This window comes from Streptomyces sp. NPDC088246, from assembly GCF_044741025.1.
In the GTDB taxonomy this organism is placed as follows: domain Bacteria; phylum Actinomycetota; class Actinomycetes; order Streptomycetales; family Streptomycetaceae; genus Streptomyces.
In genome coordinates, this window is the sequence record NZ_JBIURV010000037.1 from 19993 (window position 1) to 35775 (window position 15783).

At 67.8% G+C, this 15783-nt stretch carries 13 protein-coding genes and 3 pseudogenes; 12 read left to right on the forward strand and 4 right to left on the reverse strand.

Annotation, left to right across the window (positions count from 1 at the left end):
- Positions 1–163 precede the first annotated feature (163 nt).
- Positions 164–385, reverse strand: coding sequence for a hypothetical protein (locus ACIPEK_RS35170; protein WP_402004714.1), 222 nt, complete (start codon positions 383–385; stop codon positions 164–166).
- A 2-nt stretch (positions 386–387) separates the two neighbouring features.
- Between ACIPEK_RS35170 and ACIPEK_RS35175 the strand changes: the two genes are divergently transcribed.
- The 9 genes and pseudogenes from ACIPEK_RS35175 (at position 388) to ACIPEK_RS35215 (ending at position 8209) form a co-directional block, all read left to right on the forward strand.
- Positions 388–552 carry a hypothetical protein gene (locus ACIPEK_RS35175; protein WP_402004717.1) on the forward strand — a complete coding sequence of 55 codons (165 nt, stop codon included), beginning with the start codon at positions 388–390 and terminating at the stop codon, positions 550–552.
- Positions 553–659: 107 nt separating this feature from the next.
- On the forward strand, positions 660–944 hold the full coding sequence (locus ACIPEK_RS35180; RefSeq protein ID WP_402004720.1) for a hypothetical protein: 285 nt from the start codon (positions 660–662) through the stop codon (positions 942–944).
- A 1339-nt stretch (positions 945–2283) separates the two neighbouring features.
- The gene (locus ACIPEK_RS35185) at positions 2284–2577 is read left to right on the forward strand and encodes a hypothetical protein (RefSeq protein ID WP_402004723.1); all 294 of its coding nucleotides are present in this window, start codon (positions 2284–2286) and stop codon (positions 2575–2577) included.
- 10 nt (positions 2578–2587) lie between these two features.
- On the forward strand, positions 2588–3304 hold the full coding sequence (locus tag ACIPEK_RS35190) for a helix-turn-helix domain-containing protein (protein ID WP_402004726.1): 717 nt from the start codon (positions 2588–2590) through the stop codon (positions 3302–3304).
- A 1406-nt stretch (positions 3305–4710) separates the two neighbouring features.
- Complete coding sequence (locus ACIPEK_RS35195) at positions 4711–5520, forward strand: hypothetical protein (RefSeq protein ID WP_402004729.1); 810 nt, start codon at positions 4711–4713, stop codon at positions 5518–5520.
- Positions 5521–5903: 383 nt separating this feature from the next.
- Positions 5904–6113: a hypothetical protein gene (locus tag ACIPEK_RS35200; protein WP_402004732.1), complete on the forward strand. Its 210-nt coding sequence runs from the start codon at positions 5904–5906 to the stop codon at positions 6111–6113.
- A gap of 477 nt (positions 6114–6590) precedes the next feature.
- A pseudogene (locus ACIPEK_RS35205) lies at positions 6591–6724 on the forward strand (fic family toxin-antitoxin system, toxin component); the annotation flags it as partial.
- A 104-nt stretch (positions 6725–6828) separates the two neighbouring features.
- The gene (locus ACIPEK_RS35210) at positions 6829–7119 is read left to right on the forward strand and encodes a hypothetical protein (protein ID WP_329813620.1); all 291 of its coding nucleotides are present in this window, start codon (positions 6829–6831) and stop codon (positions 7117–7119) included.
- Between the two features lie 304 nt (positions 7120–7423).
- Positions 7424–8209 (forward strand): hypothetical protein, encoded by a 786-nt coding sequence (locus tag ACIPEK_RS35215; protein ID WP_402004735.1) that lies wholly within the window; start codon positions 7424–7426, stop codon positions 8207–8209.
- A 123-nt stretch (positions 8210–8332) separates the two neighbouring features.
- Here ACIPEK_RS35215 and ACIPEK_RS35220 read toward each other — a convergent pair.
- A pseudogene (locus tag ACIPEK_RS35220) lies at positions 8333–8425 on the reverse strand (transposase); the annotation flags it as partial.
- A 30-nt stretch (positions 8426–8455) separates the two neighbouring features.
- Positions 8456–9925: pseudogene (locus ACIPEK_RS35225) on the reverse strand (Helicase associated domain protein); the annotation flags it as partial.
- Positions 9926–10311: 386 nt separating this feature from the next.
- On the opposite strand from ACIPEK_RS35225, the gene ACIPEK_RS35230 reads away from it, so the two are divergent.
- Complete coding sequence (locus ACIPEK_RS35230; RefSeq protein WP_402004738.1) at positions 10312–13398, forward strand: hypothetical protein; 3087 nt, start codon at positions 10312–10314, stop codon at positions 13396–13398.
- 173 nt (positions 13399–13571) lie between these two features.
- Here the strand turns inward: ACIPEK_RS35230 and ACIPEK_RS35235 are convergent, their stop codons facing one another.
- Entirely contained in the window at positions 13572–14561 is a 990-nt protein-coding gene (locus ACIPEK_RS35235) for a hypothetical protein (protein WP_402004740.1), read from the reverse strand.
- A gap of 298 nt (positions 14562–14859) precedes the next feature.
- On the opposite strand from ACIPEK_RS35235, the gene ACIPEK_RS35240 reads away from it, so the two are divergent.
- Both ACIPEK_RS35240 and ACIPEK_RS35245 read left to right on the forward strand, forming a co-directional pair.
- Complete coding sequence (locus ACIPEK_RS35240) at positions 14860–14991, forward strand: hypothetical protein (RefSeq protein ID WP_402004743.1); 132 nt, start codon at positions 14860–14862, stop codon at positions 14989–14991.
- A gap of 227 nt (positions 14992–15218) precedes the next feature.
- A complete protein-coding gene (locus tag ACIPEK_RS35245; RefSeq protein WP_402004745.1) occupies positions 15219–15722 on the forward strand; it encodes a GIY-YIG nuclease family protein in 504 nt (167 codons plus the stop codon).
- Positions 15723–15783: the final 61 nt, after the last annotated feature.

The following is a 15783-nucleotide window of genomic DNA, read 5'->3' on the forward strand; positions in this document are numbered from 1 at the left end:
CTGCCGCCAGCCACCAGTCCGTTGGCCTCGGTGACGCCCTACGACCAGTCGCTCGTACGGGAGGTGGCGGGGCCAGGTGGGCGATCCTGCCGGGTCTCGCCGCTTGTTCCCGCTGCTCACCGGCTGAGGCGGATTCCCGGTCCCCACGCGAACTCGAGGTCGTCTAGCAGAATCTCCTCTCCAGAATGACCAGGGTCTCGGGCTGCCCGATCAGCGCGTACCGGCCGTGCGAGGCGAGCCTGTTGCCCGCGCGCATCGGCTCTTCCAGGCGGGCGCGGTGGTGCTCCATGAACACTTCGGGGCGCTCGAGGTAGCCCTCGCCTTCCTCGGTGCGCACCGCGCTCAGCGCGATGTCCAGGAACTCACCGTCCGGCCAGCGACGCATCCGTGCACAGCAGCGGCCGGGACGAGATCCTCGGCATCGCTTACAGCGACCACGACCTGGTCGTGTTCCTCGAGGGCACCGGCGTCGCCGACACCGAGGCCATCCTGGACGACCCGCAGTGGGTGGAGTGGCGCGGCGGACCCGCCCACCAGTTCAGCGCCGCCTGACATTCGAGCGGCGGCAGCGGCCAGGGGCTCTAACCCCGCCGGAGCCGGGAGCTCTCCAAGCGCCCCCAGACGCTTGGTGGAGCGGGCAAATCCGTGGGATCCATCGGGTGGATGGTTCAGAAGGGCCGCGTCATGCTGTCCCCGGACGCCGTCCCGGCGAACACATCGACTTCGCCGGCCTCGACGAGCGGCTGAAGAGAATGGGACTGCGCCCCCGCCCGAACCGTTCAACTGCCTTGTTCACCCTGGCGGCCGGGCTCCCGGCAGGGTTCCTGGCCCGTATGCTCGGGATCCAGGTCGACGTCGTCGTCATCTGGCAGCAGATCGCGGCAGGAGACTGGGCCGCCTACGCAGCTGACGTAGCCCGCCCCCAAGATCAAACGCCTTGCTGATTCGTCTGAAAGGACGCGGCATACGGGCTCGTATCCCATTCAGATGGTGGACTCAGATATTCCAACTCTCGGAATTCCCCCCCAGATACCGGTGGGGACGTTCGCGCCTGCCCGAGGTGACGGGGGAGTGAGTGTGATGGAGAGTTCGACAGCAGCAGAACATGGCCGGGGACCAGGGGCACGAGGACCGGCGCCCGGTTCACACGAGCTGCGGTTCACCGACGAAACCCCCGTGGTGGTCCACGCCGAGTCCTGGACGGCGACTTCGTCTCGGTGCTCCGGCTGGAGTCCGTGGGGACGACCTCAAGCGTCGAGGGCGGGGTCCAGGAGGTGATCCTCACCGCTGGCCTGGGCGACGGCGAGACGATGCGTAAGCTGCCCCTGTCGCGCTTTTGAGCGCCTGTAAGTCGCTCCGGGCCTCCCTACCCAGGGTGGCCGTGTTCGTCCGTCAGATCGCCACATAGGGGCTCGCGAGCCCCTATGGAGCCGTGGACCTTCGGACCCGGTGCTGGTGACCCACCAGCCGCCGCACGCGGTCAGTCTCTTCCCGCAGGCCGCAAAGGTGCCCACCGTCCCGCCCCGAGCGCGCGGAGGAGATGGCCTTGGACTGCGGCCGCCGTGGGGCGGCTGCCGGTGCAGGTGAAGCCGATGCCTGCCCGGGAAAAAATGGGCATGGCGATCGGCTTCACGCGGGCAGATGCGCCAACATCTGGCCCGTTGTCCCTGGTGCGCCAGTTGGAGCCAGTAGCAATCAGGGCAAGGGCGGCCTCTCTGGAGACGCGCGCCTCTTGGAGATGAGTGTGCCTGCCGAGCAGTGATCATGCCGGAACGAGCGGGCGCGAAATTGAATCAACGCAGGTCAGCCCATGGCGCCGGATCGCGGCCGACGGTACTGCGTGGTAGGGCAAGTGCAAGCACCGCGTCCTGTCCTACAGGGCTCCGCGGCCTGCACTGCCAGGCCCTGTGGCCTGCGCCTACCGCTTCCGGACGTCGCTTTTGGGTGCATTAAGAGTTGTCATTCTTCCGTGGTAGGCATCGCGCGGCGCTCTGACCTGCATTGTCTAGGCGCGTCGTGGTCTCGTCATTGCCTACCGGCCCGTCACATCGCCTACCTAGCACACTGGGTAGTTCATTAGGTTGGCATTGACGCGTTGGTGAGACAAGTGGTTGACCGACACTCGGGGGCCCTCTACGGGCTGAGAAGCTTGCCCCAGCAGTCCGTCTGTGCGCAGGGAGCGCCAACTCCCTCAGACCGCATAACACGGGCTTACCGGTTGGAGCCAAGTAGCACCGTCCGGCGATCTCACGGTCGCCGGCCGTTAGTTAGGGAGACCCAGTCATGGGCAAGAAGCCCATCGTCGCGGCGAGCACCGCGACCATGGAGTCGGCGTCGTCCGACACCACCACCACGATGAGCGGCCGGTTCGCCATGCCGCACGCGCTGGTGATCATCGCGTCCATCGTCACTGCCGCGTTCCTCGCCCCGGACGCGATGACCGTCCAGGACGTCCTGCTGCTCCTGGGGGGCGCCGGTGGCATCGGAGCCGGGGTCGTCCTCCTGGCCGTGACTGGAGGCCGCAGCGGCGGCCGGGTAGGCCGGCTCGTCCGCGCGTACTTCAGCTCGGGCCACTGAGGCGGCCGCCGTGGGACGTCCCGAGAACAACGTGGACCAGACCGTTCCCGCACGCGCGAAGCTCGCGGAGTACCTCCGCGAACGCAGGCGTGCGGCCGGTCTGACCTACAGCCAGATGTCCGAGGTCCAGGGCGGCCGGCTCTCGAAGGCCACCTTCGAGCGCGCCGCCTCCGGCTCGACGGTGCCGTCCTGGGACACCGTCGAGCAGTTCATCGCCGTGACCCTCACCGAGAAGGACGTCTTCGGACCTGAGGTGTTCCTGACCCGCGGCCACGAGCTGTGGGTCAGGGCACGCCGGGCAACCCGAGCGCCGTACTACGTCCGCAAGGCACCCGACCCCACCCTGCTCTCGGACACTGCGGGGTTCCTCCGCGCACTGCGCCACCAGCATGTGTGGGCCGGCTACCCGACCCCCGGCGAGATGGAGTTGACGGCCGGGCCCGGCGCACTCCCCAAGACCACCACGCGCCGCATCATCGCCGGGGATGCACTGCCCGTGGATCCCCAGCAGGCCCTCGCCTTCCTGCGGGCCTGCTACGTACGGGGAGAGACGGAACTTGAACTGTGGCTCGCCGCCGCCGTCCGAGCCCTGCGGGATGACCCGTCACGGTCGAAGAGCCTGAGCAAGTGGGTTAAGGCCCACCAGGAAATGGCCCGGCAGGCCCAGGAGAAGGAAATCGCCTCGGTGACACCTCTGCGCGAGCAAGAGGAACAGCGCGCAGCGTGATGTGATGCACCACCGATGTTCCCGCCGGAGTCCCCGGGGAAAACGACTACGGCGCCTCCCGTAAGGGAGTCCCCGTAGTCGTGTGAGGCAGCGGTTTAGCCGGCCAGCCGGAGGTGGGCCGGGCCTCGGGGCCGTTTTGCCTGGTGGACGCGTTCATCTGGGAGCTGGGAGGCGCCCGCAGGCCGCCGCGCAACGCCCGTACAGCGATGTGATGTACGCCACGGAGCGTCACATTTAGCGTCTACCACTTCATAACTTCGTCAGACGGCGGCCCTTGCGGGGCTTGCTCATGCTTGTGTTCAGCGCCCCATTCAAGGCTTGCCCGACTCGTAAAAGGCCAGGTCAGGCATTGAATGGGGCGCTTCTTCATGTCCATGTTGAGCAGCAGTTGACGTGCTAAGCCCAAGCCGTTCCACATTGCTCCCCCCACGACGCCGCGTCAGGCGACGTCGTGCTGTCCGCGGTGCTGTTCGAGACGCAAGGGGTGCGCACCCCTGACGATCCGCTCGCTCGTGTGCCGGCCTGGCACACTGACCCGAGAGGACACCGCTGTGTCCGCGCTCGCTCTGTTCGTCGTGCTGCTCCTGGTCCTCGTCGTTCTCTTCCTGGGCTACCTGGCGAATCGTCATCCTGCGCTCGTCACGCCGATCCACTTCGTCCTGGGGGCGCGGGTCTGCTCGCGGCCTGCATCGTCCCGATCGTCGTCCGATGACCGGGCAAGCCTTGCTCCGGGCCAGGCAAGCCCTCCCCCGCGTGGGCAAGCCCGGCGCTGGCCCCGGCCGGGCGGTGCTTGAAGGGCCGTTGGGGGGTGCACCCACGGTTGCCTGGACCGTGGGCTGCACGGGTGCACCCGGGGTTGCACCGCGGGTGTGACCGGAGGTGGGAACCCCGATTTTCTCGATCGGTCCGTCTATGCAGGTCAGACCCCACGGGCAAGCCGGTCAACGACGCGGACACATCTTTCCACGCGATAGCCTTGGGAGAGGCCGAGGGTTCAGGACCGGGGCGCAGGCCGCCCGTTGACCAGGCGTGGTGAGTGGTGAGTTCGCACTCATCGGGCAGGGCGGCTACTCACCACGCACTCGCCCCGGCTCACCGGTGAGTGCCGCGCACCACCCTGGCCGCTGTGCGGCGGCCGGGGTGGTGAGGTGGTCGGCCGGGTTCGCTGTCGTGCCGGAGGGTGACGTCCAGGCGTACAGAGCCCGGCGCTGAGACGTTCCGAAACCCTAGAAGTTAGTCATTCCAGTTGACCTCTCATCCAGGTCTCTCACCTGACCTGTCACTGGATCTCACAATTGTCCCCTACATACACCCGCTGGTACGTCCGTGATCAACAGCTGATCCATCGGCTCCAACGCGGCTGGATCGTTTGGGAGTTGATGGCTCGCACGGCTACCTTCTGGGGCATGAAGAAGACGACGACCGCCGAGCAGCGCATGCAGGGCGACGTGGCGACCGGACGGGACACCCGTACGGCCGTTCTGACCCGCTCGATCCGGTCCAACGTGCCGCTGCGCAAGACCTTCGTCCAGGCGAACAAGGGATCTGTCAGCCGGCACGGCCCCCTGAAGGACTTCGTGACCGGCCGGGACCTGCGGGGCCTCAGGGCCTACCTGATCATTGTGGCCGCATGCAGCAACGGGGACAACGGTTGGTCGACCACGCACGACAGCGCGGTGTGGGCGCGACTGATGGACATCCACGAGACCGCTCTCAGCCAGTCTGCGCGTACAGGCGCCTGGCGGGCCCTGCGCCGGCTGGAGGCGCGCAACTTGATCGAGTGCAGCCGCAGCGGGACCATGATCACGGTGACTCTGCTGCGCGAGGACGGCACCGGGAAGCCCTACGACCGTCCCGTGGGCGACCACGAGGAGAACCGCTTCCTGCAGATCCCGACCACGTTCTGGACGCAGGGCCGTGCCGAGAAGCTGAACCTGCCCGGCCTGGCCCTGTTCCTGGTCGTCGCCCGCGAGAAGCACTGGGTGGCCCTCCCCGCGGACAGGGCTCCCGAGTGGTACGGCTGGTCCCCCGACACCCATGCACGCGGCCTGAAGCAGCTCGTCGATCTCGGGCTTGTCCAGAAGCGGGCCTTCAAGAAGAAGGCTCCGTTCGCCCCCCTCGGCTTCACCATCGCCCACGAGTACCGGCGCGCCCTTATCACGGTGCCGCGCAAGCCGCAGCCGAAGAAGAAGTCCGTCGCGTCCACCACCCCTTGACGTAAAGCTCCAGCGGCACCGACGCGTGCCGGGGCGAGCCCGACTGCGTTACCGACTCCCTCATGAGGGATGAGGCAGTCGTTCCAGCGCGGTGCGACAGCCGCTTGCGTGGCTATCCCCACCGCGTCGCACTGTGCTGCCCGGCGTCCCGGAATTCACCCCGGGACGCAACCGACCGGAGCGTGTTCTGCTCCGGCCCGCTCCACACCGGGGCGGCTGGCGATTCTGTCGGTCCTCAAGGTGAACGTAGGGACCGTAGCCATTACGAGGGGAACCCGAACATGACCGCACCACAGCCAGACCCTGCTCCGGCCGCGCCGGCTCCTGCCCCGGCACCCGCCGCCGCGGCTGTCCCGCCTCCTGCGCCTGTCGTCCCTGCTTCCGTGCCGGAGCCGGCGCCGTCCCCGGGTGCGTGGGTGCCGGCGGCGCTGGCCGCGATCGGCGTCGTGCTGGCGCTGACGGTCTGCGCCGTCGTGGGGCTCGTCGTCCACGAGTGCCCGGCGCTGCGGGAACCAGTGACGGCGGTCTTCGGGGCTATCACCGCCTTGGGTTTGGTAGCGGCCTTCGTGGTCTCGCTGACCCGACGCCGGTGATCCTGCGGATGCGCCCGCAGGATCACCGGGATCGGTCCCGCAGCTATGCAGGATGTGACACTGGTTGTGCCCCTCAGCCGCACAGCACCACGACGAAACCGCAGGCCAGTCCCCGGGCCCTAGATGCGGATCGCCCTGCCGACCGGGCGGCCTCTTGGACATCCGAACTCGCTGTACTACGCCCAGTCGACGCCAAGTTCCGCGAGCGCGCTGTCCAGGGGCAGTTTTTCTGATCAGTAGTTCGCGGTTTGGCCTGGGTTGATCAGTTTGGTGTCTGGTGGTAGCGCTTCACGCCCCGGTCGCAACGGCTCGGTGACGGAGGAGATGAGGGCGTGGGCTGCGCGCTGAGCTGGCTCTTGGTCAGGTGGGGTGAGTGTTGGTCAGCTGTGGTCAGTTCCTCCGAGTGGTGATCAGGTTCGTTGAGTGTTCCTATGCGCGGTGTCCATGCCTTGTGGAGTCCAGTTGCGGAGCGGGACTGTGGCTGCGGTCACCGCCGTGATGTACCTCGGGCCGCTGGAATCACGGTCAAACCCGCCTGCGAGGCCGCCATCGCTCTCAAGGACCTGCTCCTGGACCCGGCCTGCACCGCAGGGAAGATCGCCACTCTGTTGCCGAGCGGGGCGGGCCACCGCCTGAAACGACGCGGTGGCCCGCCCCGCATACTGAGGCAGTCCTCGCTGCGGCAGGACACCAACCGTCAAGGGAGGGAGCACAGATGGATGTGGGATCGGTGCTCGGCAGCATAGGCCGAGCGGCGGCCGGGGCGGGCCGACTGGTGTGGGCAGTGGTGACCGCACCGACCACGGGCACTGAGTATGACGCCCACTCCAAGATCGACACGCTTGCGGAGAAGATCGAGAACGAGGTGCCGGAGGAGCTGCGGGACCGGGCATGGGGTCTGGTTCTGGACGCGCTGTACTGGGTTCCCCAGGAGATTGATCAGTTGGTGGAGGGACGCCAGACGCCCGATTACGAGGAGACCGAGGGCCCGTCGGCCAAGTACTGAATGCCGGGAACCGTGAAGGGTCGGCGTGCCGATGCGCTGCGGATGCTGGGGTGCGTGTGGATAGCCACGGTGCGGCAGTGGTGTACAGCACGACGCCGGCGGCCCCGGCCCCGCTCGTGCCTTAAACCGGTTTCCTGCCCGCGCAGCTGTACGGCAGATGCACACCATCGAACTCACGCGGGGCGATCCGCTGGTGCCATGACCCCGCACGAGGTGCGAAGGAGCCTGCGGGCGTGGCGGGAAGCCGCTGGATGGAGGCAGAGGGCTGCAACAACGGGCAGAACCCGACAAGGTCCGATTGCCGGTGCCCGTGGGTGAGGATGAGGTGATGCAGGAGAAGCGAGCAGAAGAGTACGGTCGGTGCGCCACGGTTCTGGACGTCGACTTCCAGGTCCCCGGTGCGGCTGCGATTTTCGATCAGGCGTTGACGAACGGGTTGGCTGCCATCGTCGCTCACACCTGGCAGGGGGAGGAGAGCGAGAAACGCAGGAACGGCGATCACCGGCTGAAAGCGGCATCGCAGCTGCTGAAGGTCATCGCAGAGAGATGTGATGAAGCTCAGGAGGGCACACGCCTCGTCCCCGACACAGCTGACGAATCGAAGATCGCAGTGGACGTAGCGGCTCTGAGCGACGCACTGGAGCAGACGCAGCGCGTGCGACACGCACGTGGCGTGGGCGAGATCGAAAAGCGGCACGTTGCGGCCCTGCTCGATCTCGACGATCACTCCTGCCTGCGCCAGGTCAGTGAGGAACGTCGGGAGTCCGACTGGGTCAAACACCAGATCCAGGACCGGTACGAGCGGCTGCGGGCCCAGGACTACCTGGACATGATCGGTGAGGTGGAAGCCGACCGGCGCATCGCACTGGCAGCCGACCACCGGCCTACGCATCCCGGTGACCTGATCGACGGCATGGATGTGACGGATTGCCCAGTCTGCGGACGGGAAACCCTCGCAGTATCCGGTATCGACGACTTCGGTGTCGGCTACGGCCCGGGTGTCTGCCTGGTGTGCTCCTACGTCCGCAGCTCCGACGCTGCCCACGGCCTGGCGCTGAACCAGATGCTCGCACGCCACACGGACGACTGAGGAGATACAGCCGCCTTCTGGCTGGGCGGTGAGAGAGTGAACCGCTCCGGATTCGATAGGGACTCGATCGGCAGTCCGCCCCGCCCCCACGGCATCGGGTCCCGATCCGGTGTCCTGGGTGGCGCGGTCCTTCTTCACCCAGCCCCGCAGCGACTCCGGACTGACCCCGAGCTCCCGGGCGACCCCGGTCACTGTCCGGCCCGATGGCCACACGAGTTCGACCGCTTCCCAGCGGGGCCTACAGACCTACGCCCACTCCGCCCCCAGCGTTCGCAGGGCGGCGAGCTGCTCCGCCGTGAGTTTGTCTCGGCGTTGTTTCTGGTTGGAGTACCAGATCCCCAGTGCCAGGTCGTGCTCCTGGCCGTCGATGACGATCCGCTCTCGGTGGGCTCGCTTCACCGAGGGCTCTCCCTCGCGGGCGACGTACTGTGCGAGCGCGGCGAGTCCGCGTTGGAACGCGGCCTGCGCCTTGCTCGGGCCCTTCGTCGTACGAGCGGCTGCCGGGGCCGGAGACGGGGCCTGGGCGGGCTGCACGCCCAGCGCGGTCAGCCGCTCCTGCTGCTCGCCCGACAGCTGCGCCCAGGTAGCCGGCTGTTTTTGTCGCTGGAGCCATCGTCCGAGGTCGTCGCCGTCCATCCGCACGCCGGGCTGAATCGCGGGCAGGCTGCCGCCGGGCTCGTCGGCGGCGAGGTCGGCGAGGACGCGGTGGTGCCGCTGCCAGTCCAGGGGCCATGGGCAGTTCCAGTCCGGGTCGATGGCGGCCAGTTGCTGCGCGCGCTCCGCCGCCCGCTCCGGGTCCTTGCCCAGGCCGCCCTTCCGGCGGAGGTTGGCCATGTGCTGCCCGACGGGCACCATTGCCTCACCCTCGCCCCATACGGCGTCCTGGCGGGGTGCGAGGTGTCCGGTGGCCCGCCGGTAGGACCGGAGCGCGGCGAGCTTGTTCTCCCACGTCTCTTCACCGGGTTCCCAGACCATGCCGGCCTCGGGTGCGTCCAGCAGGGTCTTGCGCCGTTCCTCCAGCTCCCCGGCCCGCAGCGCCTTCCTCTGCTGGTGGACCCATCGACCAAGCGGGAAGTCCTTCGTGACCCCCACTTCCACCTCAACGTCGTAGGGCACGGCGTAGAGGCCGGTGATTTCGTTCTCCTTCCGCCAGCGGAGCAGGGCCTGGTAGCCCTCCAGCCACACCAGGGACTCGGGCCGGTAGACCCGGGTGCGCAGGAAGGCCGCGATGGTCGCCGCGTCGCGCGGGCTGGAGAAGTGGAGCAGGGCCGCTTCGGCGGCGGCCTGCGTGTCGTCCTGTTCCTGGTCCTCGCCGTCGCCCTCGCCGCCGGCCCCGACGATCTGGCCGTCTTCATCCCGCCGGACGTGGACCTTGCGCTTCCCACTGGTGAGAGCGCGGGAGGCGAGCTGCTCGACGAGTCGTTCATCATGACTGCGGAGTCCTTGGAGGACCGCTACAAGGGGGCGGAACGAGGCGCTGGCGACCATGTCGGTCGGTTCCTCGCCGGGCTCCAGGAACACCGGCACGATGATGCGCGCGACCTTTGTGGTGCCGTCGCGGTTGAGCCGCAGCGCCCGGCCGATGTTCTGCACGATCTCCACCTGGGAGCCGCGGGTGTCGGCGAAGCAGACGGCCTCGACTCCCCGCTCGCCGGTGATGTCCACGCCCTCCCCGAGCACGCGAACGCTCGCGAGGAACGCCCGGTGTACGCGCCGGTTGTGTGAAGTGCCGTTTCAGTGTCAGTAGCCGCATGCCGCTTCTCTGGCATCATCGGATCCCCTGGGCCTGCCTTCTGACGTGGTGAAACCGTCTTCGAACCACTGGCGTCTAGTGGCATCAGGCGCTGGCAGGCAGTGGCATCAGTCCAGGACAGCTTCGTGGCACTTCCTATAGGGCCCGCTGCGAACCGTGGGGCGGCACCAGCGGCTCTAATTCTCAGGTGGTACCGGCTGTGACGATCAGAAACGAGGAAGCGTGGCTGGTCCCGGTGGCGGGTTCCGCCGCCCGGCCCGAGGGGCCGTTCGGCACGCAGCCCCGGGATGTCAGTGGGGTGCTGGACACTGGGCGTGCGTACTGCGGCAAGCGAGACCAGGGGAACGACGTGAATGATGATGCTGTCCAACTTGAGAAGCGTATTCGTTTCGCCCTGAGCATCCTCGGCGAGAGCAACAGCCACCACGAATTCGAAGCCTTGTGCCTGGGCCTGGCCCGCCGGAGGATCACCAGCAATCTGCTGCCGGCGACCGGGCCCGTCAGCAGTGGCGGTGATCAGGGCCGGGACGCCGAAAGCCACTGGACCAACATCCCGCGAGAACTGCCCGGCACCTCCTGCTTTGTGGCGCTGGCCTCCACCGAGCGGGTGGTGATGGCCTGCACCATCCAGGCCACCGGAGTCCCGGGCAAGATCCGAAAGGACCTCGCCTCGATCTGCAGGCAGGGCACACCCGTTGACCGCGTCATCTACTTCACCGTGACCGCCGTGCCCACCAGGAAACGACACGACCTGATCGAAGAAGCCGCCCGCACACACCAGGTCGACCTGGAGATCTGGGACGCTGCCGCCCTCGCCCTCCACCTCGCCGACTACGACCTGTTCTACCTCGCCGTCGAACACCTCCACCTGCCCTCCGACCTCGCTCCGCCGCGCCCGGGCGGGGCCGGTGAATTGCCCGACTGGTATGTCGAAGCGCGCCGGCGATGGCGAGCAAGCGACGAGCCGGTCCGCACCCTGGGCGACCTGGTGGACCTGCGGGCCCCGCTGCGCCACGCCACCTTCCACGAGGAGGCTCGTGCCGACCTGCCGGAGTGGATCGGCCACGCACGGGCCCTGCTGGCTGCCGCAGTGGGGGAGCACACTGCTCTGCGGGCCCGCTACGAGATCGTTGTGGCGACCCTGCGCGGCCTCGGCGACATGTACCCGACGGACCAACAGGCCCGCGAATTCTTCGACACGATCACCGCCGACGACACCCTCACCGACCCTGGAATCCTCGAAGACGCCGTCGTGCTCCTCGGATACGGGTTCGGGGCTCTGATGCGCGGCCTCACGGCGCTGACCGCAGACAACCTGTGCCGCTGGCAGCGCCTGCTGGCGGACAAGATCGACCGCCTGCTGGACGCGAACCCGCCCGACAACGCCACGGCCCATCTGCTGGCCATGCGGGCCCGCTTGGCCCTGCATGCCGACATGACCACCGACCTCGAATCCGTGCCCAAGCACCTGCCGACCATCCCGGAGGTCACCGCATCCGTCCTCGAAGCGGTGCAAGCCGGTGAACAGATACCTGTCCTGCAAACGAAGCCGCCGCTCACCGACCTCGACACCGGCATGCACACCCTGCTGCGGCTGGGCCGTCACCTGGACAACGCGCCGCTGTTCCCCATCGAGCACACCGCCGACCTCTTCGACTACCTCACCCCCGTACTCGTGGACCACCCGCTGTACCGGCAGGTCCGTGACCTGCTCGACCAGGCCACCGACCGGGTCACCGGCCAGACCGCACGAGGCGAACGCGCCCAGTCCCGAGGCCACGCCCTGATCAAGAACGGCCGCCTTCCGCAAGCGCTCCAGGAAATCCACGAAGCCAAGGCCAACTGGCTGCGCGGCGACACCCTCGAGGGCGGCCTGATCATGCTGCTCCTGTGCGCGCACCTCTACAGCGAACTCGGCCTGCCCATCGCCGCCAAGCAGTACGCTCTCGCAGCCGCTACCGCCGCGAAGTCCGCACCCGACCCGGAACTCAGCCGCTTCATCCCCCGCGGCATCGTCCTCGCCGCCCGATATGACCATCAGGCCGGAAACTGGATCTCCGCCGCCCACCTGTTCGCCATCGGTCTCATGGCACAGAACGTCTACTGCGACGAGCCCTACGACGGCGAACGCTACCCATACGTCTGGGAAGTGATGGCCGACCAGGCGCTCACCCTGCGCGTGGCCGGCGCGGTGCGGCCCGGCTTCGTCTCCCCGCTCCGCGCGATCACAGCCTCCGCGGGCATCGACACCGTCATCGACGAGATGCTCGCCACGACCGCCGACGTCCCCACCGCAACCGAAGAGGCATACGCCGAGGAGGCCGATGCACAAGGCGTGGGACGGCCCTTCAGCGACGCCGGCCCCACACGCCGCTATGCCTGGAACGCGCTCGGCGTCGACTGGGAGATCACCTGCCCGAACGACCGGCTCTCGGTGCTTGCCGCGGAACGCTACACCGCAGCACTCCAGGTGTTCCTCGGTGAACTCGCCACACAGGAGCCGCTGTTCCTGCCCGGACGCCTGAGCGTCGAGGTCCGCGCAGACACCACCGCGCCCCACGATCAGTCCGCCGTCTGCGACCAGAGCACCGACCGGAACACCAACCGGTGGAGTCTACGCCTGCCCACGGCCGCCCCCGCAGACCTGGAAACAGAGCCGCCCCGTCTGCTCACCGCCCTGATCAGGGTGGTGCTTTCCCAGTCGCTGCTCTCCGACGAGGCATTCATGCATCTCGTCGAGCAGTCGCTTGCTGGCGGTCTCTGGCACAAGCTCCTCGTCGGCCGCCCCTACGACGAACTGGCCGACTTCCTCAAACCCGACGACTACCAGACGATGGCTGCGCTCACCGACGCAGCCGTCGCAACAGGCATGCCGCGCGGCCAGGCGAAGCCGGCTGCCCTGCCGGCCCGGACCGGACCTGGACCCGGCTACGTCCACGAGACAGCCCTCGACACAGTCCGCAACCGCTATGCCGTCATGCTCCCCATCGTGAGCCACACCCTTCCCCGTCTGACCGCTGACCCTGACTTCCGGCGTATGGCCACGCAGCTGCGGGCAGAAGGGTGGCGTGACTGGCATCTGCTGACCGCCATCGCGAACGCGGCCGGAAACTATCGCGCCCAGCGGCAGGGTCTGCGGCCCTCCCCAGACGATTCCCACGAACGCCGAGCCCGCATCCTTGCCGCCATGCAGGCCCCCGAGCGTTCCGACGACCTGCCTGTTCCTGCAGGAGCATTCACCGAACACGCCCTGCGCTCCCACCTGTCCGCGGCTGCCGTGACCACCGCGCGCGGCCTCGGCCTCGTCATCCGCCCTGGCTCGCTCGACCCGCAGGCACTGCTGTTGGTGCTCGGCGAACGGTACGGCTACTGGACGGACGACATCGAGCACACAGATCCCTTCGGCTGGCCGACCGCGCAGGACGACACGGTCTGAACGGCAGGGGAGCATACGAAGGAACAGCACACACCGCCCGCCCAGACACCCAGTGCGGCCTTCGGGCATGGCACTTCGCCCGCCTCCAGGCAGCCCTTGGAGCTGCCGAAGTGACCAGGACGGCAACCAGCGGACCGGCTGGGAGGAAGCTCCCGCCCGCGTCGGGGCAGCCTTCAGGCCGGGCGGCTCGCCGCCGCCGAGGCCGGTGCGAGGCGGGCTGCCGCGTGCCGGCCCAGGGCGTGGACCTCATCGAGGGCCGGGTCTAGGGCGGTGACATCCTGTTGGAAGGCTTCCAGTCTCTCGGGGTCGGTGCAGATGCTGAGCAGCAGAGAGGCAAACGATTGCCAGGCGTCGGCTGGAGAGCGACGGCTGATGTATTCAGCGCAGTCCAGGTAGTGGCGTACGCGCGGGTTGGCCGCACGGATCTGCTCGATGTGCTGCAGCGCGGGATCCTGCAGGCAGGCCCGGTAAGCCAGGCGTAGCGGCAGGGCGGACTCCGCCAGCACGGCGAGCACGTGGCGGACTGTGCAGATGGTGCTGTAGTCCGTCTCGCGCAGTCGGCGTGCCCTGTCGGCCGTGAGCATCCAGCTCGGCTCGGCCAGCCTTTTGCCGGAGAGCTCGCGCTGCGCGGCGATGGCCGTCATCTCGGTGAACGCCTGAGCTGACAGGGCTTCATCGTCTTCTGACCCCAGTGACTGTTGGAGGGATTCCATCACGCTGTCCGCGCCGAATTCCTCCATGCCGAGCACTGCGGCTGCCGCGAACATAGCCAGTCCCTGAGCGTCCGCCCGGCTGTGTGGATCAGCCGGGTGGACGCCGCCACCTGCCGAGCGCATTCTCCGCGCCTGGTGATAGCGCCTGGTGTAGTAGGCGTGTGCGGCAATATGCGCGTCCTCCGCACGCCGCTCAGGATCGTCGCCTACGGCTTCGACAGCCCGTTCGGCGACGGTCACCGCACTTGACCGGTCCTGGCCGAGGTACCACGTCAATGCCTTACGAACCCCACGTTCGGGCAGCGGAACCCAGGTGGCGACGAACGCATCCTCGCACCGCGGGTGCACGGTGAAGACGCGGAGCACGGCCTTTTCAAGGCGCGTCTTTTTGGCCGTGGCCAGAGCAAGGGCCTCGGCCACCCCGGTGGTATCGGCCGTGAGTTCCGACACCGATCCGGCACCTCTTCCCAGACCGCGCCGGGTGGCCCACGGCAGGGCCCCGAACTCACGCCAGCGCCTTATCCGGGCCCAGCTCACGCACAGATCCCGCGCCCGCAGCAGTTCAGACAGCTCTCGCTCAGCCGCACTTGGCCCCTTCCATGCCACGGCCACACTCTAGTTAGAACCCCGCGATTATGCCGCCCGGTCGCCAGCTGCCGAGATGGCCTACTGGATCGCACGCCCGCCGTCCCAGCACGTACCTGGCGGGTGCGACGTTCTCAACCCCCCTTCACACGTAGGAGGATTCATGCCACGACTTGTTCGCCGAACCCGACGCCGCCTGCTGCACGCCGCAGGCTTCGCCATGCTCCGCGGCGCCGCGTACGCGGCCGGCAGCACCATCATGACCGGGTTGCTCGTGTGGCTGATCTCGCGGTGAGCCCCACGCACCGGCCGCGGAGCCCGCCGTGGCCGTCTTTGCATGGCGCGCCTCCCGGATTGCCTCCAAGGCGTGCGCAGTCCTGAGCGTGCCGTAGCGGCGCGGCTGATGCTGCTCTCTGGCGCACCGTCTTCACCACCGATCTCCACGTAGCCGGACACGACCTACCAAACGTGGCGCTGACCGTGACGTCGTCCCGGCGTCCGTCCCGTCCCCCTTGCCAGCGTGTGGACATAGAAGTCAACGGGGTCATCGATCTGTTCGAGCTGGTCGCGGGCGGGATTGCCAGCGCCGGCACGGTGCGCGACATGCTCATCCGCGTTGTGGAAGAGGACGAGGAAGAGTCCGGGAGCGAAGACGAGTTGCTCGGCCAGTTCAGAGACCGGTCCGTCCCCCACAAGGAACCGGCCAGGAAGCTTGAATACGACACTTGGTCCGTGTACGTCGTCTCTTCTGAGGCCGAAGCGAAGATAGTTAAGATCGGCGTGTCCAAAGACATCCCCGTGCGCCTGAGGTCGCTTCAGTCTGGATCGGGTTCACCGCTGGTTGTTCGGTGGACCTCAACCGGGGGCGGTCTTCTGGAGAGTCGTCTACACGAGCGCTTCGCGAGGAGGGCGTTGGGCGGTGGGTGGTTCGACTTCGCAGAAGTCGCAGACCCTGTCGCAACGATCGCGAAAGCCGCGCGGAGACTGCTGAAGAGAGCCAGCGTGGGTGCGAACCGGTGCCCGTAGCCATTGATATCGGTCCAGCTACCGGCTCACGCGCTGCCGTGGCCGTCGGCCGTGACGCCAG

What these genes read in the sequence shown, in the direction of transcription:
- ACIPEK_RS35170 (WP_402004714.1), bottom strand. Translation starts at nt 385, where the DNA reads ATGCGTCGCTGGCCGGACGGTGAGTTCCTGGACATCGCGCTGAGCGCG.
- ACIPEK_RS35185 (WP_402004723.1), top strand. Translation starts at nt 2,284, where the DNA reads ATGGGCAAGAAGCCCATCGTCGCGGCGAGCACCGCGACCATGGAGTCG.
- ACIPEK_RS35195 (WP_402004729.1), top strand. Translation starts at nt 4,711, where the DNA reads ATGAAGAAGACGACGACCGCCGAGCAGCGCATGCAGGGCGACGTGGCG.
- ACIPEK_RS35210 (WP_329813620.1), top strand. Translation starts at nt 6,829, where the DNA reads ATGGATGTGGGATCGGTGCTCGGCAGCATAGGCCGAGCGGCGGCCGGG.
- ACIPEK_RS35240 (WP_402004743.1), top strand. Translation starts at nt 14,860, where the DNA reads ATGCCACGACTTGTTCGCCGAACCCGACGCCGCCTGCTGCACGCCGCA.